At 59.4% G+C, this 14,789-nt stretch carries 13 protein-coding genes and 1 pseudogene; 6 read left to right on the forward strand and 8 right to left on the reverse strand.

Annotation, left to right across the window (positions count from 1 at the left end; translation table 11 throughout):
* Position 1 precedes the first annotated feature (1 nt).
* From C1N84_RS19630 to C1N84_RS19650, 5 genes are all read right to left on the reverse strand, one after another.
* Positions 2–1,144, reverse strand: coding sequence for an ABC transporter ATP-binding protein (locus C1N84_RS19630; RefSeq protein WP_241798480.1), 1,143 nt, complete (start codon positions 1,142–1,144; stop codon positions 2–4).
* A gap of 38 nt (positions 1,145–1,182) precedes the next feature.
* On the reverse strand, positions 1,183–2,334 hold the full coding sequence (argE, locus tag C1N84_RS19635) for an acetylornithine deacetylase (RefSeq protein ID WP_394541894.1): 1,152 nt from the start codon (positions 2,332–2,334) through the stop codon (positions 1,183–1,185).
* 15 nt (positions 2,335–2,349) lie between these two features.
* Positions 2,350–3,024 carry a DUF1028 domain-containing protein gene (locus C1N84_RS19640; protein WP_394541895.1) on the reverse strand — a complete coding sequence of 225 codons (675 nt, stop codon included), beginning with the start codon at positions 3,022–3,024 and terminating at the stop codon, positions 2,350–2,352.
* A 13-nt stretch (positions 3,025–3,037) separates the two neighbouring features.
* The gene (locus C1N84_RS19645) at positions 3,038–3,463 is read right to left on the reverse strand and encodes a RidA family protein (protein ID WP_021509501.1); all 426 of its coding nucleotides are present in this window, start codon (positions 3,461–3,463) and stop codon (positions 3,038–3,040) included.
* Between the two features lie 147 nt (positions 3,464–3,610).
* A complete protein-coding gene (locus C1N84_RS19650) occupies positions 3,611–4,324 on the reverse strand; it encodes an IclR family transcriptional regulator (RefSeq protein WP_021509502.1) in 714 nt (237 codons plus the stop codon).
* A gap of 170 nt (positions 4,325–4,494) precedes the next feature.
* On the opposite strand from C1N84_RS19650, the gene C1N84_RS19655 reads away from it, so the two are divergent.
* The 4 genes from C1N84_RS19655 to C1N84_RS19670 are packed head-to-tail and all read left to right on the forward strand — an operon-like array spanning position 4,495 to position 8,460.
* Positions 4,495–5,187 carry an RraA family protein gene (locus C1N84_RS19655; RefSeq protein WP_394541896.1) on the forward strand — a complete coding sequence of 231 codons (693 nt, stop codon included), beginning with the start codon at positions 4,495–4,497 and terminating at the stop codon, positions 5,185–5,187.
* On the forward strand, positions 5,187–6,125 hold the full coding sequence (locus tag C1N84_RS19660; protein WP_141496042.1) for a hydroxyacid dehydrogenase: 939 nt from the start codon (positions 5,187–5,189) through the stop codon (positions 6,123–6,125). The genes C1N84_RS19655 and C1N84_RS19660 overlap by 1 nt, the downstream gene beginning before the upstream one ends.
* Positions 6,122–7,054, forward strand: a complete 933-nt coding sequence (locus C1N84_RS19665) for an SMP-30/gluconolactonase/LRE family protein (protein ID WP_021509505.1) — start codon at positions 6,122–6,124, stop codon at positions 7,052–7,054. Before C1N84_RS19660 ends, C1N84_RS19665 begins: the two co-directional genes overlap by 4 nt.
* A 38-nt stretch (positions 7,055–7,092) precedes the next feature.
* Positions 7,093–8,460, forward strand: coding sequence for an MFS transporter (locus C1N84_RS19670; RefSeq protein WP_058775064.1), 1,368 nt, complete (start codon positions 7,093–7,095; stop codon positions 8,458–8,460).
* 123 nt (positions 8,461–8,583) lie between these two features.
* On the opposite strand, the gene C1N84_RS19675 is transcribed toward C1N84_RS19670, so the two are convergent.
* Entirely contained in the window at positions 8,584–9,924 is a 1,341-nt protein-coding gene (locus tag C1N84_RS19675; protein WP_021509507.1) for an MFS transporter, read from the reverse strand.
* A 335-nt stretch (positions 9,925–10,259) separates the two neighbouring features.
* Here C1N84_RS19675 and C1N84_RS19680 point away from each other — a divergent pair, with 335 nt between their 5' ends.
* Entirely contained in the window at positions 10,260–10,646 is a 387-nt protein-coding gene (locus tag C1N84_RS19680) for an acyl-CoA thioesterase (protein WP_021509508.1), read from the forward strand.
* Between the two features lie 29 nt (positions 10,647–10,675).
* On the opposite strand, the pseudogene C1N84_RS19685 reads toward C1N84_RS19680, so the two are convergent.
* Positions 10,676–11,734, reverse strand: a pseudogene (locus C1N84_RS19685) (NAD(P)H-dependent flavin oxidoreductase).
* Between the two features lie 409 nt (positions 11,735–12,143).
* On the opposite strand from C1N84_RS19685, the gene C1N84_RS19690 reads away from it, so the two are divergent.
* Positions 12,144–13,430 carry a methyl-accepting chemotaxis protein gene (locus tag C1N84_RS19690; protein ID WP_021509510.1) on the forward strand — a complete coding sequence of 429 codons (1,287 nt, stop codon included), beginning with the start codon at positions 12,144–12,146 and terminating at the stop codon, positions 13,428–13,430.
* Between the two features lie 32 nt (positions 13,431–13,462).
* Here C1N84_RS19690 and C1N84_RS19695 read toward each other — a convergent pair whose 3' ends face one another.
* Complete coding sequence (locus C1N84_RS19695; protein WP_394541897.1) at positions 13,463–14,530, reverse strand: acyltransferase family protein; 1,068 nt, start codon at positions 14,528–14,530, stop codon at positions 13,463–13,465.
* Between the last annotated feature and the right edge of the window lie 259 nt (positions 14,531–14,789).

The raw sequence follows: 14,789 nt of genomic DNA on the forward strand, positions 1-14,789 counted from the left end.
GTTAACCCTGTGCGTCGCTGGCGAAGGCGCAAACGCCCTCGTCATCAAACGTCAGCCCCACCACGCTGCCGACCGGCCAGCGCGTCAGCGCCTCCAGTCCGGACTGACGGGCAAACAGTGAGGCACTGCCGAGCGCCGGGATATCAAGGTGCACGTCAACGTGATCGCCCTGAAACACGTGCGTCAGCACCGTGGCGCTGAGCAGTGCCTGCGGACCAAGCGGCGCCAGCTGCACATTTTCCGGACGCACATACACATCGAGCCGGTCGCCGACGCTGGCCTGCACCCGTTTGGCCGGCAGGCGCAGCGTGTTGCCGCCCAGCTCCAGCAGCGCGCTGGTGTCGCGGCCGGCGTAGCGGCCCGGCAGAATATTCACGTCACCGACGAAGCTGGCGACAAACGGATCCTGCGGGCGGCGATAGATCTCATCCGGCGGCCCAATCTGGCGCACGTGACCGGCCGACATCACTACCACGCGGTCGCTCATGCTCAGCGCTTCGCCCTGATCGTGGGTAACAAAGACCGTGGTCACGCCGAGTTTGCGCTGAATCGCTTTCAGCTCGACCTGCATGGATAAACGCAAATTTTTGTCCAGTGCGGAGAACGGCTCATCCAGCAGCAACACTTTGGGGCGAATCACCAGCGCGCGTGCCAGCGCCACGCGCTGCTGCTGCCCGCCGGACAGTTCACGCGGCTTGCGCTGGCCATAACCCGCCAGCTTCACCAGCGCCAGCGCCTGCTCAACCCGCTCGGCGATTTCCGCTTTCGGCACGCCGCGCATGCGCAGGCCGTAGCCAACGTTTTTCTCCACCGTCATGTGCGGAAACAGCGCGTAGTTCTGGAACACGATGCCGATCTCACGCTGATAGGGCGGGATTTCCGTTACCAGTTCGCCATCGATAAAAATCTCACCGCCGTCGGCTTCGGCAAAGCCGGCCATCAGGTTCAGCAGCGTGGTTTTACCGCAGCCGGACGGGCCGAGCAGCGTAATGAACTCACCTTCGTGGATGGTGAGAGAAATTTTATGCAGCGCGATGGCATCACCAAAGCGCTTCAGGACGCCATCCAGCTGCACCGCCACGTTGGCCTTATGCGGCGCCGATGACAGCGGCTGCGGAAACGGGGTTACTTCTGCACTGACCATACAATCTCCGGATTCGGACGGGGTGGCTCGTCGCGGGTTCATTCGCACATCCAGGTCGCCAGCCGGCGTAACAGGCTGTCACAGGCGCCCAGCTGTGCGAGGGTGATAAATTCGTCGGGCTTATGGCCCTGCTCCATACTGCCGGGACCGCACACCACGCAGGGGATGCCGGCGGCGGCAAACAGTCCGCCTTCAGTGCCAAACGCCACGGTGCCGAAGCTGTCGCTGCCGCTCAGCCGGGCAATCAGCTGTGCCGCAGCACTGTGCGCGGCGGTATCCAGTCCTGGATAGGCGCTGAGCGGCGAGAAGCGGATAGCGCTGGCGGGCTGTACCGCGCGCATCTGCGGCTCCAGCGTCTGCTGCGCATATGCCACCAGCTCCTCTGCCACCTGCTGCGCATCCTCCTGCGGCAGCGTGCGCACTTCGAAATCAAAACTGCAGGCGTCAGGCACGATATTCAGCGCGCGTCCGCCGTGGATCACCCCGGTTTGCACGGTGGTAAATGGCGGATCGAAGCGCGCATCCTGTCGTTCCGGCGCCGCCAGACGTTCACCGATGACGGTTAAGCGCTGGATCAGCTTCGCGGCGTATTCAATCGCATTGACGCCCTGCGGCGCGTACGCCGAGTGGCAGGCCGCGCCCTGCACTTCGCAGCGCATCGCCAGTTTGCCTTTGTGGCCCAGCACCGGACGCAGTTCTGTCGGCTCGCCAATCAGGCAGATCGCCGGTCGATCGCTGCGCTGCGCCAGCGAATCCACCAGCGAGCGCACGCCGAGGCAGCCCACCTCTTCGTCATAGGAGATGGCCAGGTGCAGCGGCTGACGCAGCGGCTGGGTGAGAAAATGCGGCACGGCAGCCAGCATACAGGCGAGGAAACCTTTCATGTCTGCCGTGCCGCGTCCGTACAGCTTGCCGTCACGTTCGGTGAGCGCAAACGGCGGCACCGTCCACGTCTGGCCATCAACCGGCACCACATCGCTGTGGCCCGATAGCATCACCCCGCCGCTGCCGGCTGGCCCGAGCCGCGCATAGAGATTGGCCTTGCTGCGTTCTGCGTTGTGCATCAGTTCACAGGTCACGCCCAGCCCGCTGAGGTAACGCCAGCAGAAATCGATCAGCGCAAGATTGGATTCGCGGCTGGTGGTATCGAAAGCCACCAGGTGTTCGAGCAGGTTACGGCTGGTCAACATCGCGTCTCCTCACGCTTATTCATCGCCTGGCACGCCGTAACGGGGTGCCAGCGTGGGATTGAGCGCGCGCGTCAGGTAATCCTGCATCTGCGGCTGATAGGCCAGCCACAGCTGATGAAGTTCCGCGATGGGATCGCCCTCCGTCCAGTCAACGCGCAGATCAACCAGCGGCCACGACGGTTCGCCCACCACTGCCAGCGCCGACGAGTGAACCGGCCCGGCTTCGCCTCCGGCGGCCATCCCGGCCTGCATGGCCGCGATTAACCGTGCGGCCAGTTCGCCCGGCTGCTGCGTAAACGCGCTGACCATCGCCGCAATCACCTCGGGATTCGCCAGCAAATTACCGGCTGCCACGCAGTCGCTGCCGCACAGCGCGTGATTCATCCCCAGCGTGTGCGTTCCGCTGAAGCAGGCACTGCTGCCGTCGGCCGCCAGCACCGTAAGCTGGCGATAATCAAAAAAGTCATCGCTGGCAAGGCCGCTCTGCAGCGCCTGCTGCGCCGTCTCGCCCTGACTCAGACGATCAAGGATGCGCGACCCCAGCGCCGGCAGCGTGATGTTTTGCGTGGAGACCGCGCCGACGCCGGCACGCAGCCACGGACAGCGTGCGCCGACCGCAATACTCGACGAGCTGACCGCAATGCCCAACTGGCCGGTTTGCGCGCAGCGTCCAACAATCGATAACGTCATGATGCGGCGCTCCTTATTGCGGCTGCCAGTCGTCGGGGATCACCGCAATCACGTCGATCTCCATCAGCCACTGCGGCTGGCCCAGTCCCGAGATCACCAGACCGGTGGAGATGGGAAACACGCCTTTCAGCCACTTGCCCACCACCTGATACACCGGCTCGCGATAGCGCGGGTCGATGATGTAGGTGGTGGTTTTCACGATGTGCGACAGGTCGCTGCCCGCTTCTTCGAGCAGTTGCTTCACGTTTTTCATCGCCTGCTCGGCCTGCGCTGCCGGATCGCCCAGCCCCACCAGGTTGCCTTCGAAGTCGGTGCCAATCTGGCCACGCACGTAAACGGTGTTGCCGGCGCGCACGGCCTGACACAGGTCGTTGTCCAGCGACTGATTAGGATAGGTATCTTTGGTGTTGAATTTGCGGATGCGGGTATGGGTGCTCATGGTGCCTGCCAGCGTTTAATTGGTTTCCGCAAGGTATACCGGGCTTAGCGCAGCAGGGAAAACAGCATTAACTGAGGTGTTGCTTTAAAAAATCCGAAGGAGTGCGGCAGGCCTGCTGGCCCGCCGGTGAGTGATTAATACGCAGCCTTATTTGGCCGCATAAACCGCATCACAAAATGCTTTGCGCGCGCCCAGTTTGGCTGACAGGCGTGCAGCCGCTTCGCGCATCAACACGCCTAACTCCTCATCTTTGCGATTCAGCGTCAGACGCGAAACCGGGCCGGTCAGCGCCAGCGCAGCGGTCAGCCGGTCATTTTCGGCGAATACCGGTACGGCAAAGGCCGCGATGTGCGGATCGCGCGCGCCCGAACTGAATATCGGCAGCGACGGCAGCGCATCGAAAAGATTTTCATTCATGCCCCAGAAACGCAGCACCTTACTGATGGCTGAGTTATCGAGCGGAAAAATTGTCCCCGGCAGGCGCGTATGACGCAGGCCATCAGACGATTCAGCACGAAACAGGCACAGACGCTGGCCGTTATCCAGTACGTACCAGCTGGCGCTCTCGTTGGTCGCCGTTGCCAGTGCCTGCAATTCCGGCTGCACCACGCTGGCCAGATGGAATGATTGCTCATAAAGCTTGCCGAGGTATAACAGACGCGGGCCGAGCGTGTAGACCCCGCTGTCACTGCGCACCACATAGCCCATCCTTTCCAGCGAGTTCATCAGACGATAGACAGTGGTTTTGTGATAGCCGGAAAGCTGCGACAGCGCAGTCAGCGACAGGCTCTCTTCGCCCGGCTTAAAACAATCCAGCAGCGACAACGCCTTCTCCACCGCATTAACGCCTTCATTTCCCATTTTTTCCTCCTGATTTGTGCCGTCCTGAGTGTACCTGAAAACTGTGAGTCACATCGTGTTTACATCACAAACACCTTCGTAACACTGGCATGCGGCGTCAGATCGTCGATATAGTTGTTTTATATTGTACAACATTGTTGTACCAGGTAAAACAAACCACGAGGTGAATTATGTCTGTCTCTGCAAATAACCTGATCAACCGCAACATCGAGCGCGTCAGTGCCCTGTCCGTCAGCCAGGCCGCCGCATTCCAGGCGGCGATTCTGGCCGATGTCGCCGGTCGTCGCGGCACCCTGCATGGCCGCGTTAAGCCGCTGTCGCCGCAGATGAAAGTCGCCGGGCCGGCCATCACGGTGGAAGTGCGTCCGGGCGATAACCTGGCGATTCACGCAGCGCTGGCTATCGCCCAGCCGGGTGATGTGCTGGTGGTGGACGGCAAAGGCGACATCAGTTGCGCGCTGCTGGGTGAAATCATGGCAACCCAGGCCGAAGCGTCCGGCATCGCCGGCATCATCATTGATGGCGCGGTGCGTGATGCTGACGCCCTCGCGCAGGGCAGCTATCCGGTGTTTGCTGCCGGCCTCAACCCGAGCGGCCCCACCAAAAGTATTCCCGGACGCGTTAACCATCCGGTGTCGGTGGCCGGTGCGCCGATTGAGCCGGGCGACCTGGTGGTCGGCGATGCCGATGGCGTGGTGGTGATCGCTAAACAGGATGTGGAACGCATCATTGCCCTGGCGGCGAAGAAGCTGGACGCCGAAACGCGCCGCATCGCGGGTATTAAGCAGGGCGATTTACGTCCGGGCTGGCTGGAAGATGCCCTGCGCGCGGCCGGTATGTTAGCAGAAGGAGAATCGCTGTAATGAGCAACGTAAAAACTATCCTCATCACCGGCAGCGACCTGGCTGCTGAAGCCATCGAGCTGCTGCAGGACTATCAGCTGATTTATGCCGGACGCCAGCCGCAGGAAGCCGATTTGATCGCGCTGTGTGAGCGCCATAATCCTCAGGCGATCATTGTGCGCTACGGCAAAATCAACGGGCGCATCATGGACGCCGCGCCGGCGCTGCGCGTGATCTCCAAGCACGGCAGCGGTATTGACGTTATCGATCAGCAGGCAGCGGCGGAACGCCAGATTGCGGTCCGCGCGGCAGTGGGCGCCAATGCCGCTGCCGTGTCGGAGCATGCGTGGGCGCTGATTCTCGCCTGTGCTAAATCGGTGCCGCAGCTGGACCGCCGGATGCGCGACGGGCACTGGGATAAAGCGCAGCATAAATCGCTGGAGCTGGAAGGACGCACGCTCGGCCTGGTCGGTCTGGGTGCCATCGGCAGCCGCGTAGCGCGCATCGGCCAGGCCTTCGGTATGCAGGTGCTGGCCTACGATCCTTATGCGCAAACCTTGCCGGCTGGCTGTGAAGCGGTTGAATCACTGGATGAACTGTACAGCCGTGCCGATGTGGTGTCGCTGCACTGTCCGCTGACGGACAGCAATCACCAGATGATCAACGCGGCCGCCCTCGCCCGTTTTAAGCCTGGCGCGATTCTGGTCAACACCGCGCGCGGCGGACTGATTGACGATCAGGCGGTGGCGACCGCGCTGCAAAACGGCACGCTGCGTGCCGCCGGACTGGACAGCTTCACCAGCGAGCCGCTGACTGCACCGCATCTGTGGCAGTCGCTCAACAATGTGATTATTACGCCGCACATTGGTGGCGTGAGCGACAATGCTTACGTGCGCATGGGCACCGGTGCCGCGCGCAACGCGTTGCAGGTTCTGCAGGAGCAGGAGGCGGTATCATGACCGTGCTCACCGTACCGGAGGTGCGCGAGTTAACGCTGTTTTCGCGCCTGCCTGAAGCGTTTCGCCGGCCGGACGCCGGCAATGTCTGGGCTGCCGCCAATCGCGGCGGCCAGCTTACCGACTCCTTTCTCGAAGGCCCGGTGTGGCATCCCTCCGGCTGTCTGTATGTCACCGACATTCCCTATGGCCGCATCTTTCGCGTCGATATGAGCGGCAACTGGGAGCTGGTGGTGCAGTATGACGGTGAGCCCAACGGCATGAAGCTGACCGATCCGGACACGCTGATCATCACCGATTACCGTAACGGCCTGATGAAGCTGTCAATCAGCAGCGCCACTATCACGCCGTGGCTGACGCGGCGTAATAGCGAAAGCTTTCGCGGCGTCAACGATTTAACGCCTGACAGTCGCGGCAATCTCTATTTTACCGATCAGGGCCAGACCGGGCTGCACGATGCCAGCGGACGCGTCTATCGGCTCAGTCCGGATGGCCGGCTGGATCTGCTGCTGGATAACTGCCCGAGCCCGAACGGCCTGGTGCTTTCGCCGGATGAGAAAATCCTCTACGTGGCGATGACGCGCGGCAACTGCGTGTGGCGCGTGCCGCTGCTGGCGGATGGTTCGGTGAGCAAAGTTGGACTGTTCTTTACCTCGCACGGACCCAGCGGGCCGGACGGGCTGACCATCAATCAGCGCGGCGAACTGCTGATCGCCAATCCCGGCCTGGGGCGCGTCTGGCGTCTTAACGATCTGGCTGAACCGGAAGAGATTCTGCTCAGTCCGCTGGGTCGCTCCACCACAAACCTGTGCTTCGGCGGGGCCGACCTTAACCAGCTGTTTATCACCGAATCGGTCAGCGGCAGCATCCTGACCTGCACCCAGAACACGCCAGGCCGCGCGTTGCCGGCCATCGATACCTCGTTTCTCTGACTACAACTCTGCGTCATCCGAACGCACCGGAGATTACTATGACCCTGCACTCAACATCCAGCCCTGCGCCGGCTCAGCCGGCTGCGGTGCCACCCCGCCATGAAACGCTCAGCGAACAGGATTTCCAGGACAGTGAGCAGGCGGCCGCCAAAGCCTTTCGTCGCATTCTGCCGTTTATCTTTATCTGCTATGTGGTCAGCTACCTTGACCGCACCAACGTCAGCTTTGCCGCGCTGGGCATGAACGCCGATCTCGGCATCACCGCCGAACAGTTTGGCTTCGGCGCAGGCATGTTTTTTATCGGCTATTTCCTGTTTGAAATTCCCAGCAATCTGATCATGCAAAAAGTGGGCGCGCGCATCTGGATCGCGCGCATCATGATTTCGTGGGGATTGATTTCGATGGCGACTGCGTTCATCAGCGGCCCCGTCAGCTTTGCCGTTGCGCGCTTCTGTCTCGGCGTAGCAGAGGCCGGCTTTACCCCCGGCATCTATCTGTTCTTTACCTACTGGTTTCCCGGCAGCTGGCGCGCCAAAATCACCGCCGCGTTCCTGGTCGGCATTCCGGTGGCCAATATCATCGGCTCACCGATTTCCGGCGCGCTGATGCAGATCACCGGCCATGAGCATATCCGTAACTGGCAGTGGCTGCTGTTGATTGAAGGCTTACCGGCGGTGATCCTCGGCGTCATGTGCCTATTTGTGCTGAGCGACCGGCCGGAGAAAGCGCGCTGGCTGGCACCGCGTGAACAGCAGTTGCTGAGCCGCCGGCTGGCCGATGAGCAGCAGCAAATCGCGGCAACGCACGGTTCCCAGATGCGCGACGCGCTGCGCAATCCGCTGCTGTATCTGCTGGCGTTTATTAACTTTTGCGGCATTGTGGGTTCGATCGGCGTGGGACTGTGGATGCCGCAAATCATCAAACAGCTCGGTGTGAGCCATACGGCAACCGGCTTTCTTGCCGCGCTGCCCTATGTCTGCGGTGCCGTGAGCATGCTGTTGTGGGCGCGCCGCGCTAATGCATCAGCGCACCGTATTCGCTGGATCAGCGGCGCGCTGGTGATCGCCGCCTTAGCCCTGATGTGCAGCGCGCTGAGCGATGCGCCGGTGATCAAAATGCTGGCACTGTGCTGCACCGTCAGCGGTATTCTGGCGTTTCAGGCCTCCTTCTGGGCGCTGCCTTCCGGCTTTTTGACCGGCAATGCCGCGGCAGGCGGCTTAGCTATGATTGTCTCGATTGGTAATCTCGGCGGCTTCTTCGGCCCGTCGCTGATCGGCTATGTGCGTCAGTCTACCGGCGGCTTTATGTGGGCGCTGCTGGCGGTGGCGGCAGTCCTGATGATTGGCGCACTGGCGGTCGCCATGGTGAAAGATCCGTGGCGCCAGCGCAGCGCTGAGCAGAGATAATAACGCCGCGTTTCCCGGTGTGCCTGTGGCGCATCGGGAAACGGCTGTTTTAAAGGATGAAAGCAGGATAACGTCAGACGTGATGAGCCAGATGCGTGCCCTCCCTGGCACAGGCTCATGAGATTATTTCCCGGTGCTGGCCACCGGCTGTTCCGCTTCAACGTGCAGCTTTTTGCTGCGTCCCATCAGCAATACCGCAATGCCGCCCGCCGCGCACAGCAGCGCCAGAGGAATCATCGCCATCGCATGGCTGCCGGTTTTCTCATTGATGATGCCGTAAACGTTCACCATCAGCCCACCACCAATCAGGTTGGCCATCGCGCCGATAGCAGCCAGACCGGCCGCAGCGGTGGTTGAGGACATCCAGCCCGAGGCCAGCGCCCAGAATGGCCCTTTCATCGAGTAGGCACCAATCAGCACCAGTGACAGAATCACCACGCTGCCCGCCAGCGTATCGGTCAGGAACGCCGCCAGCAGTCCACCGGCAATCAGGAACAGCGTCAGCGCGGTGTGCCAGCGACGCTCACCGCTGCGGTCAGAGCTGCGGCCCCAGACAATCATCAGAATCGATGCCAGACCGTACGGAATCGCATTCATCAAACCGGTGGTGAAGTTATCCAGACCAAATGATTTCAGCAGCTGCGGTGACCAGACGCTCAGCGTCGAACCCGCTGCCGACGCGCCGGCGTAAATCAGCGCCATCACCCAGATATGCTTGTGGCGCAGCAGCTGCCACAGGGTGATATGACCAATTGCTTTACGCTGGGCATTCTCTTCAGCCAGTTTGCCGCTCAGCCAGTTGCGCTGTTCGCTGGTCAGCCAGTGGGCATTTTCCGGACGGTTGCTGAGCAGGAAGAAAGCCAGCACCCCCAGCACAATCGCCGGGAATCCTTCGATGATAAATAGCCAGTGCCAGCCGCGCAGGCCGAACCAGCCGTCCATCGTCAGGATTGCGCCCGAGATCGGCGAGCCAATAAAGTTGGCTGCCGGGATCGCCACCATAAAGGTCGCAATCACGCGCGCGCGATATTTCGCCGGAATCCAGTAAGTCAAATATAGGATCACGCCGGGAAAGAAGCCGGCTTCGGCAGCGCCCAGCAGAAAGCGCAGCACGTACAGCATTTCCGCACTGCTGACGAACGCGGTGCACACCGAGACAATGCCCCAGGTCACCATGATGCGCGAAATCCAGATTTTGGCGCCAATCTTCTGCATCGCGAGGTTGCTTGGCACCTCAAACAGAAAATAGCCAACAAAAAACAGGCTGCTGGCCAGGCCAAACACCGCTTTGCTCAGCCCGAGGTCTTCATTCATTTGCAGGGACGCCATGCCGATGTTGCCGCGATCAATAATGGCGATCAGATAGCAGACGATCAGGAACGGCAGAATGCGCCAGATGACGCGTTTTACGGTCTGCTGCTCAATATCGGGCACAGCGGCCGCGCGGGTTATCTTGTCAGACATAGAGTTCCTCACAGAGTCATGGCTTAACGCAAATCGGCCAGTGTTGTTGTTTTACTCTGTACAACATGTGTGTACATAGTAAAACCATTATGTTTGGCCGCGCGACCCTGCGCAGAAAAATGTGTCCGGGCTGCGTGATTTGTCACAAAAAGGTAGCCAGTTGATTATGGATATGTGATGCAGCTGTCAGTTTCTGCTGCAGCACGGGAAAATACCAGCATTCATTCCGTCAGGCGACAGTGGAATTACTTTGCAACATCTTGCCGTTTTCCCGCGGCGTCATTCTGCGGTATACCCATTGCCTCACCGCATAACGCGCTTATCAGGATGCAAAAATGTTCGTAAAGCACTATGACGTAGATGAAAGCCATATCGATTTTCAGGGCGTGGTCGACGGGCTGTACTACCCGTTTTACATGGAGTGGACGCGCCACGCTTACATGCGCGAGGCGCTGGGTATCGACATTGAAGAAGAGTTCAGTCAGGGCAAGATTTACATGGTGCTGGAGTACACGCTGCGCTTCCGCAAGAGCCTGGTGAAAGGCGATAAGGTGGAAGTCACCTGCGCGCTGGAGCAGAATGAGAAGCGCAACCGCGTGAACTTCGTGCAGCAAATCAAGGTCGACGGCGTGGTGTATGCCGAGGCCACGTTTGTCGCCACCTGCCTCGCCAATGGGCGCCCGTCAATGCCGGAAGCGGTAACGCGCGCGCTCGGCCTGTAACGTTACACACTATGTGGCAGCAGCCTGCTTTATGCCTGCTGCCACTCTGCAATCAGCGTCTCCACCAGCTGTGCCGCCGGCAGCGCGCGCACCCGCGCCACGCCCTGACCGGCCCACTGGGCACCAAAGCCGTCCTCGCCGTGCGCAGCCGCCGCTGCCGCCAGGGCTTTTCCCAGCGCATAGGTCAGCGGATAGTCGGGAATCTCCTCCGGCGTTACGTCATGGCACAATTCACAAAATGCGTTGCGCACGCAGCGCGCCTGACGCCCGGAGATCGACGCCGTCATTACCGTGCCACGCTCGCCGGCCGCCAGCAGCGCGCGACGATAGGCCGCACTGGCCGCCGATTCGGGACACAGCACAAACGCCGTACCGAGCTGAACGCCGCTGGCACCCAGTTTCATCATCGTCGCGATGCCGGCACCGTCCATCACGCCGCCCGCTGCCACCACCGGCAGCGCGGTGTGCTGACGAATCGCCTGCACCAGCGCAACGGTCGAAAGCTGCTGGTCTGGCGCGCCCGGATCAAAATGGCCGCGATGGCCACCGGCTTCATAGCCCTGCGCCACAATGATATCGATACCGCTGCGCGCAACTGCCCGCGCTTCCTGCGGACTGGTGGCGGTCGCCAGCGTGACAATGTCACGTTGTTTAAGCCGGGCGATGGCCGTGGCATCGGGAATGCCGAAATGGAAACTGACCGCCGCCGGCCGCGCCTGCTCCAGCACCGTCAGCATCGCCTCATTGTGCAAAAAGCTCTGATAGATCTCCGTTAGTGCCGGCGGCAGCGCCGTCTGGTACTGCGCAAACTGCGGGCTGAACCGGCTGATTCACGCCGCCTCGCGCGCGGCATCCCGCCTTGCCGGCGCGTGACAAAATACGTTGACGTTGATCGGGCCACGCGTCAGCGCCTGGGTGTGGGCAATCATTTCTGCCGCCTGCTGCGGTGTCACCGCGCCAACGCTAATCGATCCCAGCGCCCCGGCATTGGATACCGCTGCGGCCAGCTGCGGCGTGGCGACACCGGCCATCGGTGCCTGAATCAGCGGATACTGCAGTTTTAACAGCTGGCACAGCGCGGTCGTCATGGTGGTTTTTCTCCAACCCGTCATCGGGCGTTGATTGCGTCACGTCTCGGGCATTAACATACATTTAACATGCATCTTTTAACAAGTCCGCTGGGCACTTTTCTTACCCGCACGCGCGGCGTTGATCACTTTTTTCTCACATTTTTAACGCCACGGTCGATAATCAAAGTTGCATAGCAAAATCAGCTTTCAGCTTGCGCTGTAACAACATCAGGCAGGTCACACTATTACACACCCCACCTGCGCACATCCGTGCGTAGCGAGACAGCAGCCGGTGCCTGTGGCAAGGCTGTAATGGACAACCGGGGAAATCATGCGGTGCCGTCCACTGGACGCGCCGAATGCGTTAGCACGCGCGCATCTGCGCCTGCATTTCGTTCAACAGCATACCAAGCGCCTGAGGTCTCTCATGTTCGGGGTGAAAAAATCGAGCCTTTCTCTGCCATTTGCCAAAAGTGGCGACATCGCTAAGGATATTGAAGCGATAAAGCAGCATGTTGCGTGGATTGAGTTTTCACCGGCCGGTGAAATCCTCAGCGCTAATGCGCAATTTTTGCAGGTCACCGGCTATCAGCTGCATGAAATTCAGGGACAGCATCACCGGATTTTCTGCAGCCCTGCTTACAGCCAGTCTTCCGACTATTACGCCTTCTGGCAAACGCTGGCCGCCGGCGAATCGGTGAACGGCATTTTTGAGCGTTTCAACAAGCAGCATCAGCGCTTCTGGCTCAGCGCGACCTATTTTCCGGTGAGCGATGAGCGCGGCAAAGTGTACAAAGTGATCAAGGTCGCGAGCGACATCACCGCGCGTCATCAGGAGCTGGAGCATAAAGAGGCGGTGATAACGGCGCTGGATCGTTCGATGGCGGTGATTGAATTCACGCCGGACGGTCACATCATTACCGCCAACGCCAACTTCCTCACCCACATGGGCTATACCCTGCCAGCCATCGCCGGCCAGCATCATCGCCTGTTCTGCTTCGACAATTTTTACCGCGAGAATCCGGACTTCTGGCGCAAAATCGGCAACGGTCAGCATTTTGTCGGTCGTTTTGAACGTAAGACTGCCAGCGGCGAGCGCATCTGGCTGGAGGCGAGCTACAACCCGGTGTTTGACGGCGATGGTAAGGTCTACAAAGTGATTAAGATCGCCTCGGATATCACCGCGCGCGTCGAGGCGGCGAAGCGCGTGGCGGATATCGCGCTAACCACCTCTGAGCAGACCTCACAAATTACCGATAACGCTAATGAAGTGCTGGATGAAACGGTGCGTAACTCCGGACTGGTGGCGCAGCAGGTGAATGCCGCCGCCGAAATTGGCGCGCAACTCACCGCCTCGGCCAGGAGCATCAGCGACGTGGTGGAAACCATCAACCTGATTGCTTCACAGACCAACATTCTGGCACTGAATGCCGCGATTGAATCGGCACGCGCTGGCGAGGCCGGACGTGGCTTCAGCGTAGTGGCAGGTGAAGTGCGCCGCCTGGCGGCCTCGACCGCCAGCGCCACCAAACAGATATCCGTGGTCGTGGAGCAAAATGCCGACCTGATCCAGCAGATGTATCAGCAGCTGGATGAGGTCAGGCAATTCGTGGTGACCGAACAGGAGAAGATCAGCGTGCTGTCGCGCAGCCTGCGGGAAATCAACAGTGGCGTACACGAGTTTGTGAACGTCATTCACCGGCTGGATGTGTGACAGCGTACGCGGGAGCGCAGGCTCCCGCGCGATTACAGCCCGCTGCCCGCCTGCGGCGCGGGCTGCCGCTTCCACTTCAGCGCATTACGCAGCGCCGGTTCGGCATATTTGCTGATCAGCCAGGCAACGTAATACAGTACGCTGGCCACCACCACCGGCAGCATCGTCATCACCGCCTCACTTTTGATATAGCCATTAAGCTTAATCAATATCGCGATCATCAAATTTTCATGAATCAGATACAGGGCGTAACTGACAAATCCGATGGCGGTGAAAAAGCGCAGGGAAAGCCATCGCTCAATCTGTCTGGAATAAAAGCTGGCGATAAAAAACAGCATTACCAGTAGCAGCGGTATCACGGCGACCACGCCGCTGTTTTTAACGTAGTAGCTGAAATTAATCAGCAAGGCCAGCGCGGTCAGCGCGTAGTGATAACGTTTATCGCGCCCATGCAGACGTTCATAAACCAGACAGCCGACCATAAACCAGGCATAGTGAATAAAACCGAATTTTGAAATGACATCGATTAATAATGGATGGCCGAGTGATTTCAATACCGATGAGGCGGAAAGTAATAACATCGGCACAATCAGCGCCGGCAGACAATATTTGCGTCCGAAGGTAAAATAAACCGCGCCAATAATCAGATAAAACAGCGCTTCAACATAGAGAGACCAGAACGATCCGGCCATGGAGCGGAATTCAATGCCGGTGAGCTGCGTCAGCGTCTCAGGATTAATAAATATCAGACCGGGCAGTAGGTTGCGGCTTTCCGGTGTCATCAGCGACCACTCAGGAAAAAAGCCGCCGGCAACGTACAGCAGCAGACTGGCTATCAGCATTGCCGGAAACAGGCGCAGCCAGCGTTTTTTGAGAAAGCTGAGGTAGCCGGATGATTTATCCAGCGTCATAAATATGACAAAGCCGGAGATCATAAAAAACAACTGCACGCCGACCCAGCCAAATGCCAGCAGCGGAATATGCTGGGTAGTGGCGGCATACGGCAACAGTTCGGGCCAGCGGGCATAGGCGTGATAAGCAATCACCAGCAGGATCGCTAATCCGCGCATGCCATCAAGATGCGTGATACGTGGTTGCATAAGTGGTCTCTGGAAAGAGGAGCAGATGGGTTTCAGCAAATTAGCACTGACAAAGATTTACACTCAACAAGAATAGTCCTGGATAACGCACCATCATTTAACCGGGAAATCCTTTAAGTCCTGAACGTTAAATCACGCTCTGATAAATTATGGCTGTAATATATTTATCGTCATCAGTATGAAATAAACACTAAGCTATTAGCGCAACGGGAAAAGTTTACCGGCATTCGCCGTATTGCACCGGCGCAAACGCAGCGGC

It is taken from the genome of Pantoea sp. SGAir0418 (genome assembly GCF_043529865.1).